This is a genomic window from Anaeromyxobacter dehalogenans 2CP-1 (assembly GCF_000022145.1).
In the GTDB taxonomy this organism is placed as follows: Bacteria; Myxococcota; Myxococcia; order Myxococcales; family Anaeromyxobacteraceae; genus Anaeromyxobacter; species Anaeromyxobacter dehalogenans.
On sequence record NC_011891.1, the window covers coordinates 3,789,546 to 3,813,318 of the forward strand.

The 23,773-nt window shown below is 72.8% G+C and carries 23 protein-coding genes, 2 tRNA genes and 2 pseudogenes; 14 read left to right on the plus strand and 13 right to left on the minus strand.

Features of this window, described 5'->3' with window-relative positions; translation table 11 throughout:
- The first annotated feature begins 2 nt into the window (after positions 1–2).
- Positions 3–1,430, plus strand: a complete 1,428-nt coding sequence (locus tag A2CP1_RS17115) for a tetratricopeptide repeat protein (RefSeq protein ID WP_015934542.1) — start codon at positions 3–5, stop codon at positions 1,428–1,430.
- A gap of 351 nt (positions 1,431–1,781) precedes the next feature.
- Here A2CP1_RS17115 and A2CP1_RS23040 read toward each other — a convergent pair whose 3' ends face one another.
- Both A2CP1_RS23040 and sigJ read right to left on the minus strand, forming a co-directional pair.
- Positions 1,782–2,351 (minus strand): DoxX family protein, encoded by a 570-nt coding sequence (locus A2CP1_RS23040; protein WP_015934543.1) that lies wholly within the window; start codon positions 2,349–2,351, stop codon positions 1,782–1,784.
- A 201-nt stretch (positions 2,352–2,552) separates the two neighbouring features.
- The gene (gene sigJ / locus A2CP1_RS17125) at positions 2,553–3,437 is read right to left on the minus strand and encodes an RNA polymerase sigma factor SigJ (RefSeq protein WP_015934544.1); all 885 of its coding nucleotides are present in this window, start codon (positions 3,435–3,437) and stop codon (positions 2,553–2,555) included.
- Positions 3,438–3,567: 130 nt separating this feature from the next.
- Here sigJ and A2CP1_RS17130 point away from each other — a divergent pair, with 130 nt between their 5' ends.
- Together A2CP1_RS17130 and A2CP1_RS23830 are read left to right on the plus strand one after the other, a co-directional pair.
- Positions 3,568–3,870, plus strand: a complete 303-nt coding sequence (locus A2CP1_RS17130) for a hypothetical protein (protein WP_015934545.1) — start codon at positions 3,568–3,570, stop codon at positions 3,868–3,870.
- 125 nt (positions 3,871–3,995) lie between these two features.
- Positions 3,996–4,224: pseudogene (locus A2CP1_RS23830) on the plus strand (transposase domain-containing protein); the annotation flags it as partial.
- A gap of 226 nt (positions 4,225–4,450) precedes the next feature.
- Here the strand turns inward: A2CP1_RS23830 and A2CP1_RS17140 are convergent.
- From A2CP1_RS17140 to A2CP1_RS17150, 3 genes are all read right to left on the minus strand, one after another.
- Positions 4,451–4,524, minus strand: a tRNA-Pro gene (locus A2CP1_RS17140).
- A gap of 386 nt (positions 4,525–4,910) precedes the next feature.
- Positions 4,911–6,230, minus strand: a complete 1,320-nt coding sequence (locus A2CP1_RS17145; protein ID WP_015934546.1) for an aminopeptidase P N-terminal domain-containing protein — start codon at positions 6,228–6,230, stop codon at positions 4,911–4,913.
- Positions 6,231–6,331: 101 nt separating this feature from the next.
- Positions 6,332–8,086, minus strand: a complete 1,755-nt coding sequence (locus tag A2CP1_RS17150) for a M61 family metallopeptidase (RefSeq protein ID WP_015934547.1) — start codon at positions 8,084–8,086, stop codon at positions 6,332–6,334.
- Between the two features lie 76 nt (positions 8,087–8,162).
- On the opposite strand from A2CP1_RS17150, the gene A2CP1_RS17155 reads away from it, so the two are divergent.
- From A2CP1_RS17155 to A2CP1_RS17185, 8 genes are all read left to right on the plus strand, one after another.
- Positions 8,163–11,519, plus strand: coding sequence for an ATP-binding protein (locus tag A2CP1_RS17155; RefSeq protein ID WP_015934548.1), 3,357 nt, complete (start codon positions 8,163–8,165; stop codon positions 11,517–11,519).
- A 189-nt stretch (positions 11,520–11,708) separates the two neighbouring features.
- Entirely contained in the window at positions 11,709–12,545 is an 837-nt protein-coding gene (locus A2CP1_RS17160; RefSeq protein WP_015934549.1) for a hypothetical protein, read from the plus strand.
- A gap of 24 nt (positions 12,546–12,569) precedes the next feature.
- Positions 12,570–12,797, plus strand: a complete 228-nt coding sequence (locus A2CP1_RS17165; protein ID WP_012527355.1) for a FeoA family protein — start codon at positions 12,570–12,572, stop codon at positions 12,795–12,797.
- Positions 12,794–13,027, plus strand: a complete 234-nt coding sequence (locus A2CP1_RS17170; RefSeq protein ID WP_015934550.1) for a FeoA family protein — start codon at positions 12,794–12,796, stop codon at positions 13,025–13,027. Before A2CP1_RS17165 ends, A2CP1_RS17170 begins: the two co-directional genes overlap by 4 nt.
- Positions 13,024–15,246 (plus strand): ferrous iron transport protein B, encoded by a 2,223-nt coding sequence (gene feoB, locus A2CP1_RS17175; RefSeq protein ID WP_015934551.1) that lies wholly within the window; start codon positions 13,024–13,026, stop codon positions 15,244–15,246. The genes A2CP1_RS17170 and feoB overlap by 4 nt, the downstream gene beginning before the upstream one ends.
- Before the next feature lies 1 nt (position 15,247).
- Positions 15,248–15,421 carry a hypothetical protein gene (locus A2CP1_RS23510; RefSeq protein WP_015934552.1) on the plus strand — a complete coding sequence of 58 codons (174 nt, stop codon included), beginning with the start codon at positions 15,248–15,250 and terminating at the stop codon, positions 15,419–15,421.
- Positions 15,422–15,484: 63 nt separating this feature from the next.
- Positions 15,485–16,507 (plus strand): L-erythro-3,5-diaminohexanoate dehydrogenase, encoded by a 1,023-nt coding sequence (gene kdd, locus A2CP1_RS17180; RefSeq protein ID WP_015934553.1) that lies wholly within the window; start codon positions 15,485–15,487, stop codon positions 16,505–16,507.
- A 111-nt stretch (positions 16,508–16,618) separates the two neighbouring features.
- Positions 16,619–16,704: transfer RNA gene (locus tag A2CP1_RS17185), tRNA-Leu, on the plus strand.
- 187 nt (positions 16,705–16,891) lie between these two features.
- On the opposite strand, the pseudogene A2CP1_RS24085 reads toward A2CP1_RS17185, so the two are convergent.
- A pseudogene (locus A2CP1_RS24085) lies at positions 16,892–17,428 on the minus strand (tyrosine-type recombinase/integrase); the annotation flags it as partial.
- On the opposite strand from A2CP1_RS24085, the gene A2CP1_RS17190 reads away from it, so the two are divergent.
- Entirely contained in the window at positions 17,346–17,717 is a 372-nt protein-coding gene (locus A2CP1_RS17190) for a hypothetical protein (protein WP_150106357.1), read from the plus strand. The pseudogene A2CP1_RS24085 and the gene A2CP1_RS17190 overlap by 83 nt on opposite strands.
- Positions 17,718–17,967: 250 nt before the next feature.
- Here A2CP1_RS17190 and A2CP1_RS17195 read toward each other — a convergent pair whose 3' ends face one another.
- From A2CP1_RS17195 to A2CP1_RS17225, 7 genes are all read right to left on the minus strand, one after another.
- Complete coding sequence (locus A2CP1_RS17195; RefSeq protein WP_015934554.1) at positions 17,968–18,162, minus strand: helix-turn-helix domain-containing protein; 195 nt, start codon at positions 18,160–18,162, stop codon at positions 17,968–17,970.
- Entirely contained in the window at positions 18,159–18,365 is a 207-nt protein-coding gene (locus A2CP1_RS24090) for a helix-turn-helix transcriptional regulator (protein WP_041450543.1), read from the minus strand. The genes A2CP1_RS17195 and A2CP1_RS24090 overlap by 4 nt, the downstream gene beginning before the upstream one ends.
- A 129-nt stretch (positions 18,366–18,494) precedes the next feature.
- Positions 18,495–18,716 carry a hypothetical protein gene (locus A2CP1_RS17205; RefSeq protein ID WP_015934555.1) on the minus strand — a complete coding sequence of 74 codons (222 nt, stop codon included), beginning with the start codon at positions 18,714–18,716 and terminating at the stop codon, positions 18,495–18,497.
- A gap of 30 nt (positions 18,717–18,746) precedes the next feature.
- Positions 18,747–19,163, minus strand: a complete 417-nt coding sequence (locus A2CP1_RS17210; RefSeq protein ID WP_041450545.1) for a hypothetical protein — start codon at positions 19,161–19,163, stop codon at positions 18,747–18,749.
- A 353-nt stretch (positions 19,164–19,516) separates the two neighbouring features.
- A complete protein-coding gene (locus A2CP1_RS17215) occupies positions 19,517–19,705 on the minus strand; it encodes a hypothetical protein (RefSeq protein WP_015934556.1) in 189 nt (62 codons plus the stop codon).
- Positions 19,706–19,858: 153 nt separating this feature from the next.
- Entirely contained in the window at positions 19,859–21,142 is a 1,284-nt protein-coding gene (locus tag A2CP1_RS17220) for an IS1182-like element ISAde2 family transposase (protein WP_012633848.1), read from the minus strand.
- Between the two features lie 65 nt (positions 21,143–21,207).
- Positions 21,208–21,393 (minus strand): hypothetical protein, encoded by a 186-nt coding sequence (locus A2CP1_RS17225; RefSeq protein WP_015934557.1) that lies wholly within the window; start codon positions 21,391–21,393, stop codon positions 21,208–21,210.
- A 509-nt stretch (positions 21,394–21,902) separates the two neighbouring features.
- Between A2CP1_RS17225 and A2CP1_RS17235 the strand changes: the two genes are divergently transcribed.
- Complete coding sequence (locus A2CP1_RS17235) at positions 21,903–23,054, plus strand: HigA family addiction module antitoxin (RefSeq protein ID WP_015934558.1); 1,152 nt, start codon at positions 21,903–21,905, stop codon at positions 23,052–23,054.
- A 2-nt stretch (positions 23,055–23,056) separates the two neighbouring features.
- The gene (locus A2CP1_RS17240; RefSeq protein ID WP_015934559.1) at positions 23,057–23,545 is read left to right on the plus strand and encodes a hypothetical protein; all 489 of its coding nucleotides are present in this window, start codon (positions 23,057–23,059) and stop codon (positions 23,543–23,545) included.
- Positions 23,546–23,773 lie beyond the last annotated feature (228 nt).

Below are 23,773 nucleotides of genomic sequence, written 5' to 3' on the forward strand. Positions count from 1 at the left end.
GAATGGCCTACGTGCGGAGACGGGGCAACCAGCTCGCCATCGTCCGAGGTGCCCGCAACCCGGAGACGAAGAAGGTCGAGCAGGAGATCCTCTTCACGCTCTACTCGAAGGGCGAGGCGCTGGCGGCGCTCGGGAAGGCCGACGGCGGAGACGCCTTTCGCTTCCAGTCCCTCGTCGAGCGCGCTCACCCCGACGTGCGCTTCGACTGGAAGGCGATCTCCCGCGCCATCGCCGAGAACCTCGAGGTCCTGCCGGAGAACTACGATTACCGCTCCACCCGCCTGCACGCCGGCTTCCGGCGAGACCTGCTCGCCTTCGCGCGGCAGGTCGTCCTCACCGATCCGCTCGGCGCGACCGCCGCGCGGCAGCTCATCGACGAGCACCGCGAGGCGCTCGAGTACCTTCGCGAGCTCATCGACCGGCGGCTCGCCGCGCCAGCTCAGGTCGAGAGCGAGTGGACCGCGGACAACGCCTTCTACTGGCGCTTCGCGTCCCGACCCTCGGACGTCCCGGCTGACGTCGAGGAGCAGGCGGCGGACCTGTACGCGCGCCAGGAGTACCGCCGCGCCGCAGCGGCGTTCCGCCTGTTGACCGAGTCCTTCCCCGACTACGCGGAAGGTCACAACTACCTCGGCCTCATCGCGCTCGACCAGCGGCGTGCGGAGGAGGCGATCGAACACTTCGAGCGCACGATCGAGGTCGGACGCCGCCTCCTCCCGCGCCGCGTGCCCCGGAGCAGCTGGTGGAGCGATCACCGGACCCGGCCGTACATGCGCGGGCTGCGCAACCTCGCCCTCGCCCTCGTCCACGCCAAGCGCTACGAGGAGGCCCTCGCCACCTGCGACCGGCTCACCACGGAGTGCGACGACAGGATCACGGCCTCGGCCCACCGCGCCTCGGCGTACCTCGACACCGGCCGCTGGCGGGAGGCGCTGGCGGCCGCGCTGCACATCCACCAGCTCAGCCCAGGCGACAGCCTTCTCGCCGCCTTCGCCGCCTTCGAACTCGGGCGTGAGGCCGAGGCTCGGGCGCTGTTCCTCCATGCCGCGTTGAACAAGCCGCGAACCGTGGGGGGCCTCCTCGGCGTCCGGTTCGCGCGCCCTCGGGACCGCGACGAGACCGTGGACCACAACGACGGCGTCCTGCTCGCGAGGACCCTGGACGACTTCCTGCGCAAGCGTCGCCCCGCCTCCCGGCGCTTCTTCGCCGGGCTCTGGGAGCACCCGATGGTGAAGGACCTGCGCGAGGAGGTGGCGGTGGTGACCGCCCGCTGGCAGGCCGACCGTCAGGGTCGCGACCGCGCCGCCTTCGTCCGGATGCAGGAGCTGCGCTCCTGGGAGTTCGCCGAACGAGCCTGGGGCCCGGAAGGCCCTCCGATCGCGGGCTCCCCTCCCCTAGCCCGCGGGCGTGCCAGGAAACAGCTTCACTGACGAGCATCGGCGAGGGTTCCACACAGATCCGCGCTGCGCTCGGGTTCACTTCGCGGTGCGCATCGCGAGCTCCCGGGCCGCGTCGATGAAGAGTCGCAGCGGCGCGTAGCGCTGCGATCGGGGGGAAGTACAGGAAGAAGCCCGCGATGGTAGCGGACTCGAGCAGCCGCTGCAGGCGGCCCGTTCGCAGCGGGCTCTTCGAACTGGAGCCGGGCGCCACCGCGCTCGGCGGGCTCGCGCTCGCTCAGGTAGACCGGCGAGCGTGCGACGTACTCTGGCTCCGGGTATCGCGCCGAGAGGCAGGGGAGCCCCACGGGCCGGCGCGCTCGTCTGCGACTACGCGGGAGCGGCTCAGGGGGGCGGCGGTCCCGCGGGGAGCGTCACCAGCGACAGAACCACGAGCGCCGCGAATAGGCCGATGGTGACGACCCAGCTCGCCCGCCGCGGCGGCGGCGGCGCGGCGCCGGTGGCGAGCCGCCGCTCGGGCGGCCGGAGCGACCACGACGTGACCGTGAAGGCGGCGAACACGAGCGGCGCGACCCACTTGCCGGCACGATCCCCGACGAGGAAGTGGGACGCGGCGGCGCCTGCGTAGTTGAGCAGGGAGCCCGTGTACGCCCACTCCTTGACGCGCAGGAACCGCGGGAGGAGGAGCACTGCGCCACAGGGGATCTTCCAGACGCCGATGATGAGCAGCACGTAGAGGGGATACCCCAGGTGCTCCATCACGACGCGGACGTACTCGATGCGGAGGAGGTCCCAGAGCCCCCCGGCGATCATCTCGTAGGCGACGATCAGCGTGGACGTCCAGTAGAGGGCGCGCGCGGCCCAGGCCGCGGCGCCGAGCCGGTGGCCTCTGGGGGCGGCGGGGGATGACGCCGCGGGATCGCGTGGAAGCGGGTTCGAGTCGTGAGCGAGCATGGGTGAGCTTTCGATGTGTGCGAGATCGCCGATCTCGACGGGTGGGTACGTCGCGACGATGACGCGCGAGCCGAAGGAAACGTGACGGACGCGTCCGGCGTGCGCGCCCGGTTGCCCCCGGCACGACGGGGCTCGACGCGCGAGCGACGACGCGCGCCGCAACCCCATGGTTCGCACGCGACTGGCGCCGTCGTCGTCGCGTCACCCGGGGATCTTCAGGTCGAGCGCGCGGAGCCGCTCGGGATCGGCGAGCACGTCGATCTCGACGATCTTGCCGTGCGCGACCGTGAACCCCAGCACCGAGAAGGGCTGCCCTTCCTTATCGAACGAGACGAGGCCCGCAGCGCCGTTGACGAGCGCGGCCCGGGTCTCGCCGGCGGCCCGGGCGGCGTGGATCGACTGGTCGGCCGCCGCCCGCGCGCCGCGGATTACGATCGTCCCGCCCGGCGCGGCCGGGCCGCGGTCGGCCCGGAGGACGACGTCCGGATCCAGGATTCGGAGCAGCGCGTCGAAGTCTCCTCCGCGCGACGCGGCGAGGAACGCATCGACGATCACCCGCTGCCGGGAGAGATCCGGGTCAGGGCTCGGCGCGGCGCCACGGACCCGGCGGCGCGCCCGGCTCGCGAGCTGCCGGGCCGCCTCCGGTGAACGGCCGACCACGCGCGCGATATCCTCGAACGGGACGCCGAACATGTCATGGAGCACGAAAGCGAGCCGCTCCGCGGGCGCGAGGGAGTCGAGCACCACGAGGAGCGCGAGCCCGACCGAGCCCGACAGGAGAGCCTCGGTCTCGGGATCGGGGCCGCCCGCACCGCTCACGATCGGCTCGGGCAGGCGGACGCCGACCGGCTCTTCGCGCCGGGATCGGCGCGACCTGAGCATGTCGAGGCACACGCGGGCAACCACGGTGGTGAGCCACCCGCGGAGGCTGCTCACCCCGTCCGTGTCGGCGCCGCTGAGGCGGATCCAGGCTTCCTGGACGGCGTCCTCGGCCTCGTTCAGCGATCCGAGCATCCGATAGGCCACCGCGCGGAGATGCGCGCGGTGGGCCTCGAACCGCCCGGCCAGAGCCTCGTCTTCCTTCATCGGTCACGTTCCTTGGTCGCGTTCCGTCTACTGCGTGACGAACGAGGCGAGCCTGGCGTGACGAGGAACGACCACGGAGGCCGCACGGGCGAGACCGATCCGCATCTAGCGATACGAGGAGACCTCTTCCATGAAGATTTTGATGGTGCGTTCGAGCATAAAGCCGGAGCACGTGATGGACGTGGAGGCCGCGGTCCAGCGGCTCTTCTCGGCCATCGAGCGCGCGCGGCCGGCCAACGTCCGGTACGCCTCGTCGATGCTTCCCGACGGGGAGACGTTCCTGGCCCTGCTGCAGGTCGAGGAGGGAACCGAGAACCCCCTCCCGGCGCTGCCGGCATTCAGGGAGTTCCAGGAGCGCCTGAAAGCGTGGGTCGCGAGCCCGCCCGTCGCCGAGCAGCTCACGGTGGTCGGGTCGTACCGGCTTTTCGGGTAGCTCGCACACCGACGTTCCTAGGTCGGGCGCCGCCGCACAGCGGGGCGCCTGCCTCCGCAGCGTGCCGTCCGCTGGATGCCAGCGGTAGTGCACCACGGCGACTTCGTTGCGATGGGCAGAATGAACGGGGACTCGCCCTCGGCCGGAAGAACTTCCTCTTCGTCGGGACGGACGAGGCCGGCGAGAACCTGGCCGGCCTGTACTCGCTCATCGCGAACGTGCGAGGCGAGCGGCGTGAACCCCGTCGACTACCTCACCGACGTCCTCCTCCGCGTGCAGACGCACCCGGCGGCGCGGATCGACGAGCTGCTGCCACACAACTGGACGCCCCCGAGACCCGAGCCGTCGGCCTGAGCAGGTCGGCGGCGAACTCGAACACGACCGGGGGGAGCGACGAGCCCGCGGCGGCGCGGGGCGGACAACTACCGGGTCAACACGTCCGCGGCCGGGCGGTTATGGAGGGCCCGCTCGAAGCCCTTCCCGCGGATCCCAGTCACGTTTCAGGCACGTTTCACGGTATGTCAAACGACGAAGGCCCCGGAACGACGCGGTTTCCCGCGCAATTCCGAGGCCTTCTGAGTCGGGGAGACAGGATTTGAACCTGCGACCCCTTGGTCCCGAACCAAGTGCTCTACCAGGCTGAGCCACTCCCCGATGCTGCAGGACGCCGGTGCTTCACCAGGGCCTCGGGAGGGCCTCGGTCCGACGTAAGGCCGCGTATCTACTGGACGGCCGAGAGGGTGTCAAGGGGCTTCTCCGCGGCGGGGGCAGAAAAGCCCGGGGCTGCTGAAACGGCTGGGCGGGAGGCGTTTCGGGCGCCCGAAACGACGCGTCGGCTCAACCCTTCGACAGGCTCCGGGTGAGCGGCGGGGGACGGGCTGCACGCGCGTCAGCTCTCCCTTCGACAGGCTCAGGGTGAGGGGCGGGGGCGGGCTGCACGCGCGTCAGCTCATCCTTCGACAGGCTCAGGGTGAGGGGCGGGGGCGGGCTGCACGGCTCCGCTCACCCTTCGACGGAGCTCAGGGTAAGCGGACGACGGCCTACCTCACGCAGACCGCCTCCATCTCGGCGATCTCCTTGGGCACGGCCTCGGTGAGGTTCGCGTGACCGTCGTCGGTGACGAGCACGTCGTCCTCGATGCGGATGCCGACGCCGCGAAGCGCTTCGGGGGCGTCCGGGTCGTCCTCGGCGACGTACAGGCCGGGCTCGATGGTCAGCACCATGCCGGGCACGAGCGGCCGCGACTTGCCGTCCACGTAGTAGTCGCCGACGTCGTGCACGTCCATGCCGAGCCAGTGGCTGGTGCGGTGCATGTAGTACCGGCGGAACGACTTGTCGGCGATGCGCTCGTCCACGCTCCCCTTCAGCAGGCCAAGGCCGATGAGGCCGTCGGTCAGCTCGCGGACGGTCTGGTCGTGGATGGCGTCGAGCGTGGTCCCGGGGCGCACCGAGGCGACGGCGCGCTTCTGCACCTCGAGGCAGAGCGAGTACAGCTCGGCCTGCGCGGGGGAGAACTCGCCGGACACGGGGAACGTGCGGGTCACGTCGGCGGTGTACCACTGGTACTCGCCGCCGGCGTCCACCAGGCACACGTCGCCGTCCTTCAGCACGGCGTCGCCGGCGCGGTAGTGGAGGATCGTCGAGTTCACGCCGGCGGCCACGATGGTCCCGTAGCCGGGCCCGCTCCCGCCGCGGCGGCGGAACGCGTACTCGATCTCCGACTGCACCTGGTACTCGCGGCGGCCGGGCAGGCCGTCGCGCATGGCGGCCATGTGCGCCTCGGCGCTGATCTCGGCTGCGCGGCGGAGCTTCACGATCTCGTCGGGCGTCTTCACGAGCCGCAGCTCGTGGACGATGCGGCCGGGATCGACGACCGCCTCGGGGGGCAGCTTGCCGAGCCGGGCGGCGCCGCGCAGCTCGGTGAGGATGCGCGAGAGCCGCGCGTCCCAGGCGGCGTCGAAGCCGATGCGGTACCAGAGCGTCCGCGCCCCCTCGACGAGCCGGGGCAGCTTCTCGTCCAGCTCGGCGACGACGTACGCCTCGTCGGCGCCGTACAGCTCCTTCGCGCCCTCCACCCCGGCGCGGCGCCCGGTCCAGATCTCCTTCTCGCGATCCCGCGGCCGCACGAACAGCACGAGCTTCCGCTCGCCGCCGCGCGCGAGCAGCACGGCGCAGCCGGTGGGCTCGTCGAGGCCGATCGCCCACGCGTAGTCGGAGTCCTGGCGGAACAGGTACTCGGAGTCGTGGTTGCGGACCTTCTCGTCGGCGGCGGGGAGCACCATCACGCCGCCGCCTCGCTTCTCCATCTCCTCGAAGACGCGGGCGCGGCGGGCGGCGTGGATGCTGGGGTCGTGGGCCATGGCGGACCCTTATAACCCAGCCCCCGCAGGCAGGCTCGGGCCGTGATCAGGGCACGGCCGGCCGGGGCACGGCGCCCCCGGCGCGCGGCGTCATGATGGCCTCACTTCGCCGGGAAGGGCGCGCCGGCCCAGGCCTCGAACGCGGCCTTCTGCTCGGGCGACGGCGCGGCGGCGGGCTCGAGCCAGAGGGTGTCCTCGGGCGCCTTCCCGAGCGTCACAAGCACCTCGACCAGCTCGTCGCGGCGGAACACGGTCAGCCGGAGCGCACCGCCCTCCCCCACCTCGCAGAGCCGGTTCCACAGCGCGCCGGCGTCCACCCGGAACCCGTCCTCGGCGACGACCTCGTCCTCTGCGTAGAGCCCGGCCCGCCAGGCGGGGCTGCCCTCGCGCACGCTCCGCACCGCGAGCTTGGGCGACGTCGCGAGGTCGGCGCCGAGCCAGCCGGCGGGCGGCCGATCATCGTGGTTGCCGTTGCTGGCGGGCTTGCCGCCCTTGTCCTCGAAGCCGCTCGCGGCGCGCCGGCGGAGCGCGAGGCCGACGAGGTCGAGGTCGGGCTGGAGCGGCGCGGTCCCGCGCACCCACCGGTCGAAGAACGCGCGCGCGGGCGCCTCGCCGAGCAGCTCGGCGGCGACCCGCTCCACGCCGTCCTCGGGCACGCCTCCGTCGGCGAAGCGCGCGTACAGCGTCCGCAGGAGCGCGTCGAGCGAGTGGCCGGCGCGGCGCAGCGCGAGGTCGAGCGCGAGCGCCACCAGCTCGCCCTTCAGGTAGTAGGAGATGGCGCTGTTGGGCGAGTTCTCGTCGGGCCGGTAGTGCTTCACCCAGGCGAGGAAGCTCGCCTCCTCGACGCTCATCTTCCCTGCGCCGGGCGTGCGCTCGAGGCTGGTGAGCGCCTGGCCGAGGTTCTCGAGCCACTTCTTCGGCGACAGGATCCCGGCGCGCACCAGCGCGAGCTGCTCGTAGTAGCTGGTCGCACCCTCGAACCACCACAGGAGCCGCGTGTACTGCTCCCGCCCGTAGTCGAACGGCACGAACGCCGCGGGGCGGAGCCGCTTCACGTTCCACAGGTGGAAGTACTCGTGCGAGAACAGCCCGAGCGTCTCCACGTACGCGTCGCGCGGGAAGAAGCCGCCGCGCGCCACGTTGAGCGTCGTCGAGCGCGCGTGCTCGAGCCCGCCGCGCCGCTTGTCGGTGACGTGCACGATGAAGAGGTAGCGATCGTAGGGCAGCTCCCCGCCCATCAGCTTCCCCTGCGCCTCCACGATGCGGCGCGCGTCCTCGGCGAGCCGCTCCCCGTCCACGTGCCCGCGCCCCCACAGCGCGATCTGGTGGGGCTTCCCGAGCGCCTCGAACCGGACCAGCCGGTGCGTGCCGATCTCCACCGGCGAGTCGGCCAGCTCGTCGTAGTCGCGCGCCGTGAACGTCGTCGGGCCGCCCTCGAGCGCGGTCGCGACCGACCAGCCGGCGGGCGGGGCGATCTCGAGCAGGTGCGGCTCCCGCTCTCGCCCGGGGACCCACGGGAACACCGCGGCGCCGTTCAGGTAACCGTGCGTGCCGTCGAGGTGGCAGGTGCGGACGGTCAGGTCGTTCGCGTAGACGCGGTAGCGGAGCACGAGCTGCGTCGCGTTGCCGCAGGCGACCCGGACCCGGTGCTTGTCGAGCCGCTCCAGGGCGAGCGCTCGCCCGCTGCCGTCCTCGGCGGCGAGCCCCTCCACGTGCCGCGCGTACTCGCGGACCAGGTAGCTGCCGGGCGTCCAGACCGGAAAGCGCAGCTCGGCGGACGGACCGGGGCGCTCGACGTGCACCTCGACGTGGAACAGGTGGCCGTGGGGCTCGGGCATCGAGAGGCGGTAGCGCATGCAGCCGCCGACTGTAGCCCGGGATCAAGTCCGCCGCGGGGGCTTCTTGGTACGTTGCCCCGGGGGAGACGCGGCGATGGAAACGCAGGGCCATCGAGGCGGAGCCCGGCCCGGCGAGCCATCGTCGCCGCTGCTGCGGCTCTACCTGCTCGGACGGTTCGAGGCGGTCCGGGAGGACGCGCCCATCCCCGCGCACGCCTGGCGCCGCCGCCGGCCCGCCGACCTCCTCCAGCTCGTCGCGCTCACGCCGGGCCGCGCGCTCGGTCGCGACCAGGCCATCGACGCGCTCTGGCCGGACAAGGACCCGGCCAGCGGCGCGAACAACCTGCACCGCGCGCTCTACGACCTGCGCCAGATCCTGGGCGGACGCTGGGTGGACATCGAGCGCGGCCAGGTGCGGATGCGGCCGGACGTCTGGGTGGACGTGGACGCGTTCGAGCAGGCCATCGCCGACGGCGGCCGCGAGCGGCTCGCGGAGGCGGTCTCGCTCTACCGCGGCGACCTCTGCCCGGGCGAGCGCGAGGTGCCCTGGCTCTCGGCCCGCCGCGCGGTGCTGCGGGCACGCTTCGTCGAGGCGGCCTACCCGCTCGCCCGCGCGCACGCGGAGGCCGGCGCGGCGGCCCAGGCGATCCCGCTGCTGCGGCGGCTCCTCGAGGTGGACCCGGCCGCGGAGGACGCGCACCGCCAGCTCATGCGCCTGCTCGCGGAGTCGGGGCGGCGCGCGGAGGCGCTGCGGCAGTACGACGCCTGCGAGGGGGCGCTCCGCACCGCCGGCGTGGCGGTGTCCGACGACACGCGGCTGCTGCGCCAGGCGATCCAGCGCGGCGAGGTGGGCCACCCGCAGGCGCGCCCGGCGCTCGACGGCGTGCGCCGCGCGGCGCGGCGGCTGCTCGGCACGGTGGACCCGCCGCCGGTGCGCGGGCGCGGCGCGATCCTGCTGCTGTTCGAGTCGCTGGTGGAGCGCGGCAGCGGCACGCTGATCTTGCTCGGCGAGCGCGGGGTGGGGAAGACGCGGCTCGCCGTGGAGGGCGCGCGCATCGCGCAGTCCCGCGGGGCGGGGGTGCTCTCGTGCGTGGCCGGCGCGCAGGGCGCGGGCGTGCCGTACGGCCTGTTCGCCGACCTGTTCCGCGAGGAGTGCCGGCTGGCCCAGGGCGTCGCCGACCCGTTCGCCGACGCGAACTTCGACGGCAGGGCCTCGGCGGAGGCGGTGCGCCTGCGGGTGTTCGACGCGGTGACCCGCGGCCTCGCCACGCTGGGCGAAGGCCGGCCGGTGTACCTGCTGCTCGACGAGCTTCACGACGCCGACGAGTCGTCCCTCAACCTGCTCCACCACCTCGCGCTCCACGCCGGCGCGCAGCGCCTCATGATCGTCGGCACCTGCCGCGAGGACCGCATCCACGCGGGCACGCCCATCCAGATGGCGCTGTCGCACCTCGACGGCGGGCGGCTGGCGCGCGGCATCCGCGTGCCGCGGCTCGGCCTGGTCGCCACCCGCGAGCAGGTGGCCGATCTCGTGGGCGGGGTTCCGCCGGACGCGCTGGTGGAGCAGGTGTATCGGGTCACCGACGGCTGCCCGTTCCTGGTGGAGGAGGCGGTGCGCGCGCAGCGCGAGACCGGCCACCAGGTCCCCGCGGAGCCGCGGGCGGGCCTGCGTGCGCGGGTGGCGCGGCTCGGGCCTCGGGTGGAAGGGCTGCTCGCGGCTGCGGCGGTCGCGGGGCAGCGCTTCGACTTCGAGCTGGTGCGGCCGGTCACCGGGCTCACCGCGCACGAGGCGGTGGGCGCGCTGGAGGCGTGCCTGGAGCACGGCCTCCTCGACGAGGACGGCAGCGGGTACCACTTCCACCACGGGATGGTGCGCGACGCGATCCTGGCCGGGCTGGAGCCGACCCGGCGGGCGGCGCTGCACGGCGCCCTCGCCGACGCGCTGGAGGCGAGCGCCGGGCACGAGCCGCCCTCGGAGGCGCTGGCGCGCCACCGACGCGAGGCCGGCCAGCCGGAGCGTGCGTTGCGCCACCTGGTGGCCGCCGGGCACCGCGCCGCGGCGCGGGCCGGCCTGCGCGAGGCGGTCGCGTTCTACGCGGAGGCGCTCGAGCTGCTGGCCGGCCAGGCGAGCCCGGATCCGGCGCTGCGGCTCGAGCTGCTCGAGGCGATGGGGCGGGTGCAGCTCGAGCTGGGCGAGGTGTCGGGCGCGGCCCGCAGCTTCGGCGACGCGGCGCTCCTCGCCGGCGCGGGTGGGGCCGGACGGCCCGATGTGCGCGCCCGGAGCCACCGGCTCGCCGCCATCGCGCACGCGGCCGCGGGGCGGATCGACTCCGCCCTGGCCGAGGTGGCGGCGGGGCTGGAGCCGGCGGGCGACGAGCCGGCGCCGCTCCTCCACCTGCGCGCGCAGCTCGACTGGCACCGCGGGCAGTACGCCGAGGCGCGCGAGTCGGCCCGCGCCTGCGCCGAGGCCGCGGGGCGCGCCGGCGACGCGGACCTGCTCGCCCGCAGCCACGATCTCTCCGCGCTGGCGCGCGGCATGCTCGGGGAGGCCTCCACGCCCGAGGACGAGTCGGACGCGGTGGGGCTGGCCGACCGGTGCGCGCAGGACGCCGCCCCGGAGCACCCGCTCGACCTGCACCTCGTCCTGTGGGACCGCGATCTGCTCGGCGACCTGGGCTGTGCCGAGCTGGCGCGCGGCGCGGGGCTGCTGGTGGACCGTGCCCGGCTGCGCGAGGCGCCGGAGGCCCAGGCGGCGGGCCGGCTCGGCGAGGGCACGTTCGCGCTCGCCGCCGGCCAGCTCGAGGCGGCCGAGCTCGCCATCCGCGCCGCGCTGGACGGGTTCCGCTCGGTGGGCTCGGCGCTCGGCGAGGCGCTCGCGCTCGAGCGGCTCGGCCTGCTGCTCACGGTGCTCGGGCACCTCGAGGAGGCGCGGTCGGTGCTGGGCGAGGCGGTGGTGGTGGCGGAGCGGTCCTCGCTGCGCCGGCACGCGCTCACCCGCATCCACGCCGCCGAGGTGCGCCACCGGCTCGCCTCCGGCCTCACCGCGGCGGCGGAGGACGCGCTCCACGAGGCGAGCGAGACCGCCGCCCGCCACGGCGACTGCCTGGCCTGCGACGCGGCGTTCCGGCCCGAGGCGGTGCGGGTGGCGCTGGCGCGCGGCCGGATCCCCGACGCGGACCTCGAGGTGCTGTCGCTCGAGGAGATCGCGCGGCAGCGCGGGGGCCGCGGGCTCGCGGCCGTGGCGCGCCTGGCGCGCGCGCGGGTGCTCGCGGGCCAGGGGCGCACCGACGACGCGCGGGCGGCGCTGGCGCAGGCTCGGTTCGCGTTCCTCGCCGGCGGGCAGCGCTACGACGCCGCGCGCTGCGTCCGGCTGGAGGCGCGGCTCGGCGGCGCGCTGCCGGACGACCTGAAGGCGCTCGATGCGCTGGTGCGGGTGGACGCGGACGCCTAGACGTCGCGGGCGGTTGCGCGTTCGCACGGCCCCGCGGGCCCGGGAATCGCTGCGCCCCAGCCATTTTGATCCAGGTCAAGCGTTCGGCCACCCCTTGACGCCCGAATCTTGAACATGAGAATGATTCTCAACTTCATCGGTCGCCGGCCGCCGCCTTCCACCCACCCTCCCCGCGCCCAGGTCCACCGCATGCCCGTCCCGCACCCCCTCGTCGTCGCCGCCCTCCTCCTCGCCTCCGCCGCCCGCGCCCAGGCACCGGACGAGCCGTCCCCGCCCGCGCCCGACCACGGCAAGGTGGCCACCGACGACGCGACGCCCGCCGGCGCGGGGACGCGCGAGGTGGAGCTGGCCTACCTCCCGTCCGTCACGCACCACGGCGGCGGGCGCTTCGAGCAGGCGGCGCACGCGCACGTGAACGCGTTCGCGGTCACCGCGCTGGTCGGCGTCACCGACGACCTCGACCTGAAGCTCACCGGCGGCTTCGCCCACGCGATGGACCGCTCCGACCCCGCCATGGCGACCCGCGGCTCCGGCCTGACCGATCTCACCTTCGGCTCGCGCTGGCGCCTGCTCGCCTCGGCGCCGCGGGCGCTCGACGTCATGCTCACCACCGCGGTCGTCGCGCCCGTCGGGCACGAGGCGTCGCCGGGGTCGCTGGGGCTCACGCAGGGCTTCTGGAGCGTCCGGAACGCGCTCGTCGCGTCGAAGGACTGGGGGCGGGTCACCGGCAACGCCGAGGTCGCGCTCACCGTGCCGGTGGGCGGCGGCGCCGGCGCCTTCCGATCGGCCACCTGCGGCAACCTCGCCGTCGGGTACGCGGTGCTGCCCTGGCTGCAGCCGCTCCTCGAGGCGAACTACGACCTCGCCCGCAGCGCCGTGACCTCGCAGCGCGTCGCGGTGACCGCGGGCGTGAACCTCAGCGGCAGCGGCGGCACGCGCCTGATGGCCGGCGTCCAGCGGGCGGTGTGGGGCCGGAACGTCGTCGAGTCCACCAGCGGGCTCGTCGCGCTCAAGACCGGCTTCTGACGAGGGCGCGAGAGGAGCCACGCGATGATGCCGCTCGGGCTGATGGGCGAGGGAGAGGTCGCGGAGATCGTCTCCGTGCAGTGCGCCGCCGGCGGGACCGCCGCGGCGAGGGTCGAGGACATGGGCCTGCGGCCGGGGAAGCGCGTCCGGATGCTGTCGAACGGCGCGGGCCCGGTGCTGGTGAAGGTGGACGAGTCGCGCCTCGCGATCGATCGCGGCGTGGCCATGCGCATCGCGGTGAGGACGGCATGAGGACGAACCTGGCGAGTCTCTCCCCCGGGCAGCGGGGGCACATCACGGCGCTCCGGGCGCCGGGCGCCCTGCGGCGCCGGCTCATGGACATGGGCCTTCTGCCCGGCGAGGAGGTCCGCGTGGAGAAGGTGGCGCCGCTCGGCGATCCCATCGAGGTGACGGTGAAGCGCTACCAGCTCTCGCTGCGCAAGGCGGAGGCGGAGGGCATCGCGGTGGAGGTGATGCCGTGAGCGCCGCCCGCCCGCTCCGCGACGCCGCCGCGGCCGCGAACGGCCCCGCGCGCACGGTGACGATCGCCATCGCCGGCAACCCGAACTCCGGCAAGTCCACCCTGGTGAACGGCCTGGCCGGCTCGCGGCTGCAGGTGGGGAACTGGCCGGGCGTCACGGTGGAGCGCAAGGAGGCGTCGTTCGAGCACGGCGGCCGCCGCGTCCGCCTGGTGGACCTCCCCGGCACCTACTCGCTCTCGCCCTGGTCGCAGGAGGAGCGCGTCGCGCGCGACTACCTCGTCGAGGAGCGGCCGGACGTGGTGGTGAACGTCGTGGACGCGACCAACCTCGAGCGCAACCTGTACCTCACCGTGCAGCTCCTCGAGCTGGGCCTGCCGGTGGTGATGGCGCTCAACATCTACGACGAGGCGCAGGCGAAGGGGCTGCGCATCGACGTGCGGGGCCTCGAGGAGCGGCTCGGGATCCGGGTGATCCCCACCTCCGCCACGCGCAAGGAGGGCCTGCCGGCGCTGCTCGACGCGGTGCTCGCGACCGCCGACGCGGCCGCCGGCACGCGCCTCGGCGCCCCGCCGTCCTACGGCCCGGACCTCGAGGACGCCATCGCCGCGGTGGAGCGCGCCGTCGAGCAGGCCGACCCGGCGCTCGCCGCGAGCGCCCCGCGCCGCTGGCTCGCGCTGAAGCTCATCGAGGGGGACGCGCCGGTGGTGGCGGCGACGGCGCTCGACGCCCCGGCGCTGGTCGAGGCGCCGCTCCGCCACCTGCGGGAGGCCCACGGCGGCGACGTGGAGGCGATGGTCACCGAGGCCCGCTACGCCGTCGCGACCGGCCTCACCCGCGAGGTGCTGACGCAGCCGGCCCGGCCGCGCCGCGAGCTGACCGAGCGGATCGACCGGGTGGTGCTGAACCGCTTCCTCGGCATCCCCATCTTCCTCGCCGCCATGTGGCTGGTGTTCAAGCTCACCTTCGACCTCTCTGCGCCGTTCGGCGACTGGATCGACGCGGCCACCAACGGCCCGCTGAAGCGCTGGGCGGCGGCGCTGCTCGGCGCGGCGGGCGCGCCGGACTGGACCGTCTCGCTCGTGAACGACGGCATCGTCTCGGGCGTCGGCTTCGTGCTGGTGTTCGTGCCGGTCATCTTCGCGATGATGTTCTTCATCACGCTGCTCGAGGCCTCTGGCTACATGGCCCGGGCCGCGTTCGTGATGGACAAGGCCATGCACGCCATCGGCCTGCACGGGAAGTCCTTCATCCCCATGGTGCTCGGGTTCGGCTGCAACGTGCCGGCCGTCTACGCGACGCGCACGCTGGAGAGCCACCGCGACCGCGTGCTCACCGCGCTGCTCGTGCCGCTCATGTCCTGCGGCGCGCGCCTCCCGGTGTACGTGCTGTTCGTGGGCCTCTTCTTCCCCGGCCGGTCCGGCACGGTGATCTGGGGCCTCTACGTCCTCGGCATCGCGCTCGCGATCGGGGTGGGCATGGTGTTCAAGCGCACGCTGTTCCGCGGTGAGGCGCCCGCCTTCATCATGGAGCTGCCGCCCTACCGCATGCCCTCGATGCGCAGCCTGTGCCTGCACACCTGGGAGAAGGGGAAGCACTTCCTCTACAAGGCGGGCACGTACATCCTCGCGGTGTCCGTGATCGTCTGGTTCCTGCTCAACCTGCCCTGGGGCGTCGCGAGCAAGAAGGACTCGCTGCTCGGCCAGGCGGGCCAGGCGGTGGCGCCGGCGCTCGCGCCGCTCGGGTTCGGCACCTGGGAGGCGGCCTCCTCGCTCCTCACCGGCATCATCGCGAAGGAGATCGTGGTCGGCACCATGGGCGAGATCTACGCGCCGGCGGCGCCGCCCGAGCCGGCAGGCCCGGCGCCGACGCTCGCCGAGGACGCGCGGGAGCTGGCGACGTCCTTCGTCGCCGCGGTGGGCGCCGCGGGCGCGAACGTGAGCTCCACGTTCGGCCTCACCTCGCTCCGCGCCGAGGACGACACCGCGCCGGACACGCCGCTCAAGCTCGCGGTCCACCGTGCGTTCACGCCGCTCACCGCGCTCGGCTTCATGATCTTCGTCCTGCTGTACATGCCGTGCGTGGTGGTCGCCATCGCCATGCGCCAGGAGCTGGGCGGCTGGAAGTGGTTCGGCGTCGCGTTCGCGTACCAGACCGCGCTGGCCTGGAGCGTGGCGCTCCTCGTCCACCAGATCGGCCGCGCGCTCGGGCTGGGGGCGTGACATGGGTGCCGGCGATCTCGTCGCGGCGGCGGTCATCCTCGGCCTGGCGGTGTGGCTCCTCTGGCGCTCGGCGTTCCGGCGCGGCGGCGGGTGCGCCGGCTGCTCCGGCGCAGGCTGCGGCCGGCCCCCGGAGCACGGCGGCGCCCTCGTGAAGCTGGGACGGCGCGGGCGCTGAGGGCAGGCGGCGCTCCGTCGCGGGCCTCGACGCGTGGCGGGCGTCCTCCTAAGCTCCGCCGCCATGGATCCCTACGGCCTCCGCCGCGTCATCTCCCCCGCGGGCGTGCTCCCGCAGCGCGCCGACGTCCTCGACCCGGCGCTGCCGCTCGGCGAGGACGAGCTGTCGATCGAGGTCGAGGCGCTCAACGTGGACGCCGCCAGCTTCCGCCAGCTCGAGGGCGCGGTGGGCGGCGATCCCGGGCGCATCGGCGACGAGGTGCTCCGCATCGTCCGCGCGCGCGGCAAGATGCACAACCCGGTCACCGGCTCGGGCGGCATGCTCATCGGCCGCGTCCGCGCGCTCGGGCCGCGCCACCCCGCCGCGGCCGCGCTGCGCCCGGGCGACCGGATCGCGACGCTGGTCTCCCTCACGCTCACCCCGCTCCGCATCGACGGCATCCGCGCCGTGCGGACGGAGATCGACCGGGTCGAGTGCGACGGTGAGGCGATCCTGTTCGCGACCGGCCTGTGGGCGAGGCTGCCGGACGATCTCCCCGAGACGCTGGCGCTCGCCGCGCTCGACGTGTGCGGCGCGCCCGCGCTGGTGGCGCGGCACGTGCGCCCGGGCATTCGCGTCCTGGTGCTGGGCGCGGGGAAGTCCGGCGCGCTCGTCGCGGTCCAGGCCCGCGCCTCGATGGGCGACGACGGTGCGGTGGTGCTGGCGGATCGCTCCGAGCCGGCGCTCGACGCCCTCGGCGCGCTGGGCGTCGCCGACGCGCGGCTGCGCGTGGACGCCACCGACCCGCTGGCGGTGCTCGCCGCGGCCGAGGGCGCGGGCGGGCGCTTCGACCTCGTGGTGAACTGCGCCAGCGTCCCCGGGACCGAGATGGCGGCCATCCTCGCCGCGAAGGACGGCGGGACCGTGATCTTCTTCTCGATGGCGACCAGCTTCACCGCCGCGGCGCTGGGGGCGGAGGGCGTGGGCAAGGACGTCACCATGCTGGTCGGCAACGGCTACGCCCCGGGGCACGCCGAGCTCACCCTCGACCTGCTCCGTCGCCACCCGCGCCTGCGCGCGCTGTTCGAGCAGCGCTACGCGCGCTAGTGCCCCCGCTCCGGCCGCGGCCGGCCGCCGCCGCTCGATGGGCGGGGCCGCTGGCGCGGTAGCCCGCGCGCGGTATCATCCCGCCGCCGCGCGATGCGCGGCCGTCGTCACGGGGCCGTGGCGAAACTGGCAGACGCGGGGGACTTAAAATCCCCGGCCGCGGAAGCGGCGTCCCGGTTCGAGTCCGGGCGGCCCTACACTCTGAAACGCCGTCGCCGCAGGGGCGAGAACGCGAGGGGAGCCGAGTCCAGGCACCGGCTGCAGCCCTGGTGCAGCCCGCGGAACATCGAAGGCGCGCGCCACCACGCCGCCGAGCAGGTCCTCGGCGAGGTGGGTGTACTTCGCGGTCATCCTCGGGTCGGAGTGCGCGAGCAGCGCCTGCCCGGCGCCCGTCCCGCCCGCCGCCACCACCGCCGTGCCGAACGAGTGCCGCAGGTCATGGAAGCGGACCTTCCGCGGCACCGGTCGCGCGTAGACGCTGTCGTGGCCGCAGCTCGGGCAGGCGTCCGGGATCGGTGGCGGCTGCACTCCGCCCCGCTCCTCGGTCCAGCCGCACGCGGCGCGCCGCCGGCAGCGGAGCTCGTGCCCGGTGACCAACCCGGCCCGCCCGCAGGCGCGGCGGAGCATCTTCACCAGGTTCGGGAGGCGCTTCGTCCGGTCCCACGCGAACAGGTACGCCCCCGGTGTCGCGAGCTGCCGCTCGAGGTCCGCCACCAGGTCGTCGTGGATGGGCAACCGGCGCGCCTTCTTCCCCTTCGAGATCGTCGCGTTCAGTACCTGGTGCTCGAGATCGACGTCGGCCTTCCGGAGGCCGAACACGTCGCCTCGGCGGAGCCCGGTGAAGAACGCGACCTTCGCCACGGTCCGCCAGCGCGCGAAGATGTGCGGCTCGAGCAGGGGCCACTCCGCCGGCGTGATCACCTGGATGCTCTTCTCCGGCGGCCTGAGCTGGCGCGCCTCGGGCACCGGGTTCGGCCGGCCCTCCCACGGCCCGCCCTGCACCCGCGCCGCCTCGAAGATCGCGTTCAGGTGGCCGCGGATGTGCTTCACGCTCTTCTCGCTGAGCTCGCCGAGCTTCGCGCCCAGGAGGCGGTCGACGACCGCCGTGGTCACGTCCACCGCCGGCATCCGGCGCAGCCGCACCAGGTGGCTCGAGCACCAGGCGGCGAACGTGGGCGACCGGAGCCCGGCGCCGCGGGTGGTCCCGTAGAAGTCCTCGAGGTCGCCGAAGGTGACGCCGGTGGTCGCCCCCCGCGGGCGCGGCGCGAGGCCGGCGCGCTGCCGCTCGGCCAGGTCCTCGAGCTCGGCCAGGAGCCGGCGCGCCTCGCCGCGCAGGGCGATGGGGGACAGCGGGCGCCCGTCGGCGCGGCGCTTCCTCACGGTGCGCTGCCGCTTCCGGCCGGCGCCGTCCACCCACTGCACCACGATCCGCTCGCCGCGCTCGAGGATGGCGCCCATGGCTACTCCTCTGCCGTGTCCAGGTACCGGCGAAGGACCTCCGGCCGCCAGCGGTACAGCGCGCCCAGCTTCACCGCGGGCAGCTTGCCGAGGCGGCGGAGCTTGTAGACCAGCTCGACCGAGCACGCGAGGTGCGCAGCGACCTGCTCGGCCGTGAGCAGTGGTGACCCCAGCGCCGGCACGGTGGAGGTGCTCACGGCCGGAGATCCTCAGCGGAAATCCCCAGGACCCTCGCGACGGCCTGGGCGGTCCGATCCGACATGAGCTGTGGGGCCTTCTCGGCCCAGTACAGCGTCGCTCGACTGATCCCCGCCGAGACGGCGAGTTGCTCCATGCTCAGCCGCGCGCGCTGTCTCGCAGCTCGCAGAGGGCTCGCGTTCTCAGGATTGGCGCTAACCATGACGCGAATCCTCGCTCGGTTTTCGGAATCGTCCAGCGCAGTGCACACTCTCTGGTAGGACACGATCCGTGTAGTACCGGCGCTGCCCGCGAGCCTTCCGCCAGCGGCCCCACCGCGCGCCGGAGCTACCTACTCGGAGCCCGCCTTCTTCCGGCGCTTGAGCCAGGCGTCGAGGATCTCGCGCATCACCTCCGACGCATCGACCCTCCGAGCTCCGCGTTCGATCATCCGGCGCGTGGCTTCCTCCCGGAGCGCGTCATCCTGTTCCGGGGTCAGCGTCCACTGCCCTTTCACGAAGCCCTTCGTCGGCACCACGCGCCACTGTCGAGCGGGTTTCGGCGTCTTCACCATGTCGGGACCCCTCCGTCCCGAAGGGTACTATCACGCCGGCGTGACAGCGTGCCTGCCGCGGCGGGGCTGAGACGCCAAGTCTGATCCGACTTCGCGCTCGACGGCGTCGAGAACCCGCTCCAGGTGTGCCGCGGCGCTGATCAGCCTCGTGAGCTGCATCTCCGGATCGGGGAGCCGGGAAGGCTGGCCGCTCTGCTTCAGTGCGAACTCCACGAGGCCTACGTCGAGCAGCATCGAGGTCAGGGCGTCTGCGCCGCTCCCGTCTGCGGCCTGCGCCTGCGCGAAGGCGGTCCGGATGCTCGCCCGAACCCGCTCGAGACGAGGACCATCCGGGAGCGCAAGAGCCCGAGCATCCAACCGGCTGCGCTCGCGTCCCCTATCAGCGCTCAGCTGCTTCGCGCGGCCAGAGGCGGCCTCAGCCTCGAACTGTTTGTGCGCCCTCTTCATTGTGAATCCTCCTGGCCACGGCTGGTTTGGGAAGGGGGCCGTGCCCTGTAATCCGGCACGCTAGCACGCTAGCACGCCAACGAGCAACACCCCTCCAGCTCTCGCGGGCCGGCGGGCCGGCGAGTTAGGGGCCGCGGTCTGAGTACAGTCGCTGCGGTGGCCTCAAGCCGCGCGGGACGCCGACTCGGACGAGCGTCCCGGGCGAGGAGTCCGGAATCGGCGCGCATCTGTGCTGCACGGCATCGGCTCGGCCTGCCGCTGGGGGTTTTGGTGTTCCCCGGGCCCGGTCGAGCCGGCGGTGGTGCCCGCGAGCTGGCTCGCCGCGCAGGCACGGACGGCGGCGCACCGGCGCGCTAGCCGCGGGTCCGCATCCGCGCGAGGCGCTCCTCCGCGCGGGCGTCGGCGAGGTCCTCCTCGGCCGCGACCTGGCGCAACCGGTGCCGGCGCCACGCCGTCAGCACGGCGTGCGCCGCCACGTAGCAGGAGATCCAGGTCAGCGCGAGGCCGACGGGGATCGCCAGGAGCGCGACGAGCGGGTCCACTCAGGGACCGTGAAGTAATCCGTCCGCGCTGCGGGTGCGGCGCGGGCAGGCGCCCGGGGTCGAGCGCGCCCACCTTCGGGGACGCGGGGGCGTCGGAGGGCTCGTTCAGCCGGCGGAGCTCGGTCCGGCGCCGGGAGTCCCGTCCGGAGGCGATTAGGCCGAGAGTCTGCTCGCGATGAGACGCATGATGTTGAAGCTGATCGCGGCGAGCAGCACGATCGTCTTCACCTTTACCAGCCCTCGGACGTTCAGCCGGTCGAGTCGCCGGTGCACACGGAGATCTGCGTTCGTCCTCTCGGCGAGGACGCCGCGCTGCACGTAGACGCGCTTGGCGTCCTCTGTCCCCATCCGCACGCGCCAGGCCCCGATCGCAGGTGTGTCGTTGCGCTTCGGAGCGTGCGGATCGACGGCTTTGCTCTTCGGCTTCGGCAGCGGCGCATACGGAGTCGCGCCCCGCTCTGCGATGGCCTCGATGTTGTCGAGCGTCACGAAGCCACCGTCGACCAGGTACTCGCGTGGCGTCTCGCCCGTTCGGCGCCGGATCTCGTCGAGCATCGGCACGACGTGCGGCTGGTCGGTACCGTTGTTCGTGACGTCGGTGCCCACGATGACACCGCTCTCGTCCGTCGCGAACTGCACGTTGTAGGCGGGCCGGAACCCACCGTCCGCCATCTTCATCACGCGGCTCTCCGCGTCCGTGGTGCTGACGCGGATCTCGCCGCGACGCCTCGCGTCCGAGGGCTTCTTCTCGTCTCGCTCGACGCGCTGCTTCTCGACGACTTCGACCTCCGCAAGTGCGGCCTCGACGGCATCGAGCCGAGCTTGCGCGGCCCGCTCCTTCGCAGCCTGCACACGCTTCGTCGAAGCTGACGGATCGCTCTCGATCTCGCGCCTGAGCTTTCGGACCTGTTCCTCGGCTTCTTTGCGGCAGCGCTCCAGTGACTGACGACGCCGGAAGCTCGCCGCGCCGGCGCTCGCCCGGACCTTCATCCCGTCCTGCGCCACGCGCCGGAGCTGCACCACGCCTTCCTTCATGAGCGCGGCCAGCACCTGCGTCATGAGCCGGTCGAGCTTCTTCCCGTGCTCCACGCGAAAGTCGGCGAGCGTATGGTGGTTCACCGGCACCCCGCCGCAGATCCAGCGGTAGGGCGCGTCCCGCTCGCACAGCCGCTCGAGCAACCGCGCGCTCCCCACGCCCTCCGAGTTGGCGAACAGCCACAGCGCGAGCAGCACCGCCGGGTCCGTCGCTGGCCGCCCAGCATTGCTGCCGCGCGACGCGATCTCGTCGTAGAACGCCGACAGGTCCAGCCGCTCGACCAACGTCCAGATGGCGCGAACCGGGTGCTCGTCCGGGACCAGCGCTTCGAGGTCCGTCGGCTGCAGCGAGAGTTGATTTCGGACCGGCCTCACCACCCGCGGCGCGTCGTGTTCGCTCACGCCCCGAGAAGATCACGGCCGGCGGCCACAGTCCATGGGGCACCGGCCGATTCCTTCACGCTCTCTCAGTGCACCGCCGCGGGGTCGCAGTCGTGCGGAGGCACCTTGTCCGGCGATTGCGCCACGATGAGGGTGTCGCAGTTGCGGCAACGATACGCTGGCGCACTGGTGAGTCCGCCCGTTGTCGTCACTTCCATCTTCGTGAACAGCCCCTCGACGTACCCACCCACAATCAGCCGCCTCGTCGCCATGGTGATCTCCTTGTCCTACTGGTGCGGACACGGATCCATGGGGGTCTGACAATGAGTGAGAACACGGAAAGTAGAGTGAGGTAGGCTAGTCGCGTGCCCTCCTGGTGGCGCTGCTCCGAGTGCAGGTGCCCGTGGACCAAGGCCGACCGCCGGCGCCGGCGCACCGGCCTCCCGCCGCTCACGGTGGTCGCGAAGACTTGCTCGCCCCGGTGTGCCACGGTCCGCAACCGCAGGATCGTCCCGCAGAACGGCGGTGCCTGGCGCTGCTCGGAGTGCGGCGTCGGGTGGGGCGAGGCGCTCGAGCGCCCGCCGCGCGCGGCCTGCGCGAACTGATGCGCGGCCGGGCCCGGACCTGCTCGCCGGAGTGCGGGGCCGCCCGGGCGCGCCGGCGCCACCTCGTCGAGCGGCGCGCGTGTAGGGGAAACCACCTGCCACCAAAGTGTCGAGTTTAGAATTTTATAAACACCCCACTTGCGGGCGGGCGCCGTGCCCGCTAGCCTGTGGACTGCATGGCATCCCACCGCACGCCAGGCCAGCTGCTCGCCGAGCTTCTTGAGGAGCGCTCCTGGACGCAGAACGTCCTGTCAGTAGTCCTCGGCATCAACAAGGCCACCATCAGCCAGATCGTGGCCGGGAAGCGGGACCTCGATGTCGAACTCGCGCTCCGGCTCGCCGAGATCTTCGATGTGCCGGTCCAGCAGTTCATGGATCTGCAGAAGTCGTATGAACTGTCGCGCGCACTCCTGACCTGGTCCCCCGATCCCGCATTGGCGCGCCGCGCGGAGTTGTTCGGCTCACTGCCGATCGCCGAGATGATCAAGCGGTCCTGGCTATCGGTCGGCGATCTAAAGGACATGCCCAAAGTCGAACGGGCAGTCGCTGCGTTCTTCGATGTCGCGGCGATCGAGGACGTGCTCACTCGTCCCCAGCCACACGCCGCGAAAAAGACCGCCGCGGGGACTCCGGTGACGCCGACGCAGCGTGCGTGGCTCCAGCGTGTGAAGCAGATCGCGCGCGAGATGATCGCCCCGAGATACTCGGCGGCCGGGCTTCGCGCCGCGATCGAGAAGCTCTCTGACCTTCGTCTCTCCCCGGACGAGGCTCGTCACGTGCCGCGCATTGTGGCTGAGGCCGGCGTGCGCTTCGTGCTTGTTGAATCGCTGTCCGGCGCGAAGATCGACGGGGCATGTCTATGGCTGGACGAGAAGGCTCCCGTCGTCGGCATGTCTATGCGCTTCGATCGTTTCGACAACTTCTGGTTCGTGCTTCGCCACGAGCTCGAGCATGTCCTCCGTGACCACGGCCGAGACCATCCAATGCTCGACACCGAGTTGGAGGCCAGCAACTCCGTGGTCGGGACCGACCGGCCCGAAGAGGAACGCCAGGCGGATGCCGCCGCCGCAGCGTTCTGTGTGCCGCAGAAGGATCTCGAGTCCTTCATCGCGCGGAAGAGCCCGTTCTTCGCGGACCGCGACATCGTCGGCTTCGCCGCGAAGCGCCGGATCCACCCGAGTCTCGTCGCTGGTCAGATCCGCCACCGAATGAAGCGGTGGGATTTGTTCACGAAGCACAACGCGAAGGTGCGGTTTGCAGTTGCACCGGGTGCGATGGTCGATGGCTGGGGGAACGTCGCCCCAGTAGAGCAGGCAAGGAGCGTGTAGCGATGAAGAAGGCGATCCTCCACCAGCGGCTCCGCCGGCAATATCAGGAGGAGACGGGTAACGCCGGTCCAGTGACGACGAACGAGGTCGCGCGCTGGGCGGTCGGGCGGAACTTTCTCCCCCTTCCAAAACCTGTAGACCCGATGACCAGGCTGGCGGACGAACTCGCCCGCTCGTGGCGGCAGGAAACGCGGCACGACAAGAACACCGGTCGCCCATACAGAGCGAACCACGCGGTCACGGAGACGGTATCGGGAACGACGCGGACGCTCTGGGGCGACATCGACCATGCGCCCCGGTCGTTCGTGCACAAGTCCTTCGTGCAGCGCCGCGAGCAGATCGTAGGGGACTGCGTCCAGCTCACCTTCGACTGCGACCACTTCAACAGTGAGCATCCAGACGAGGAGCCAATCTCCATTCCGCTGGACTTCACTGAAGACGTGGACGAGCGGAAGTACGGCGAGGCAACCCCGGACGCGGAGGCGGCATAGAGGGCAGAGCGTCCATCGGGCCCTGTTACAGTAGGTGTGTACGGCATCGTCTACGTCGGCCGCGGGGAGCGCACGGGCCGGCGGATGATGCGAGGAGCGCGTATGGCTTGATGCGGCGCGACCCGCAGCCCCTTGCACGGGCGGCGGGTCGCGGGGTGATGCTGCCCGACCTAGGTCGAGACGGAACAGGACACGCGGACGGTGTCACCACTGGACGCGCTCGTCAAG

Bases quoted from the DNA above. Each gene is read 5' to 3' on its own strand.
- A2CP1_RS17170 (WP_015934550.1), top strand. From the start codon at position 12,794: ATGAGGACGAACCTGGCGAGTCTCTCCCCCGGGCAGCGGGGGCACATC.
- A2CP1_RS24090 (WP_041450543.1), bottom strand. From the start codon at position 18,365: ATGGTTAGCGCCAATCCTGAGAACGCGAGCCCTCTGCGAGCTGCGAGA.
- A2CP1_RS23040 (WP_015934543.1), bottom strand. From the start codon at position 2,351: ATGCTCGCTCACGACTCGAACCCGCTTCCACGCGATCCCGCGGCGTCA.
- A2CP1_RS17155 (WP_015934548.1), top strand. From the start codon at position 8,163: ATGGAAACGCAGGGCCATCGAGGCGGAGCCCGGCCCGGCGAGCCATCG.
- A2CP1_RS23510 (WP_015934552.1), top strand. From the start codon at position 15,248: ATGGGTGCCGGCGATCTCGTCGCGGCGGCGGTCATCCTCGGCCTGGCG.
- A2CP1_RS17165 (WP_012527355.1), top strand. From the start codon at position 12,570: ATGATGCCGCTCGGGCTGATGGGCGAGGGAGAGGTCGCGGAGATCGTC.
- A2CP1_RS17240 (WP_015934559.1), top strand. From the start codon at position 23,057: ATGAAGAAGGCGATCCTCCACCAGCGGCTCCGCCGGCAATATCAGGAG.
- A2CP1_RS17150 (WP_015934547.1), bottom strand. From the start codon at position 8,086: ATGCGCTACCGCCTCTCGATGCCCGAGCCCCACGGCCACCTGTTCCAC.
- sigJ (WP_015934544.1), bottom strand. From the start codon at position 3,437: ATGAAGGAAGACGAGGCTCTGGCCGGGCGGTTCGAGGCCCACCGCGCG.
- A2CP1_RS17235 (WP_015934558.1), top strand. From the start codon at position 21,903: ATGGCATCCCACCGCACGCCAGGCCAGCTGCTCGCCGAGCTTCTTGAG.
- A2CP1_RS17130 (WP_015934545.1), top strand. From the start codon at position 3,568: ATGAAGATTTTGATGGTGCGTTCGAGCATAAAGCCGGAGCACGTGATG.
- A2CP1_RS17160 (WP_015934549.1), top strand. From the start codon at position 11,709: ATGCCCGTCCCGCACCCCCTCGTCGTCGCCGCCCTCCTCCTCGCCTCC.
- A2CP1_RS17115 (WP_015934542.1), top strand. From the start codon at position 3: ATGGCCTACGTGCGGAGACGGGGCAACCAGCTCGCCATCGTCCGAGGT.
- A2CP1_RS17205 (WP_015934555.1), bottom strand. From the start codon at position 18,716: ATGGTGAAGACGCCGAAACCCGCTCGACAGTGGCGCGTGGTGCCGACG.
- A2CP1_RS17145 (WP_015934546.1), bottom strand. From the start codon at position 6,230: ATGGCCCACGACCCCAGCATCCACGCCGCCCGCCGCGCCCGCGTCTTC.
- kdd (WP_015934553.1), top strand. From the start codon at position 15,485: ATGGATCCCTACGGCCTCCGCCGCGTCATCTCCCCCGCGGGCGTGCTC.
- A2CP1_RS17225 (WP_015934557.1), bottom strand. From the start codon at position 21,393: ATGGCGACGAGGCGGCTGATTGTGGGTGGGTACGTCGAGGGGCTGTTC.
- A2CP1_RS17210 (WP_041450545.1), bottom strand. From the start codon at position 19,163: ATGAAGAGGGCGCACAAACAGTTCGAGGCTGAGGCCGCCTCTGGCCGC.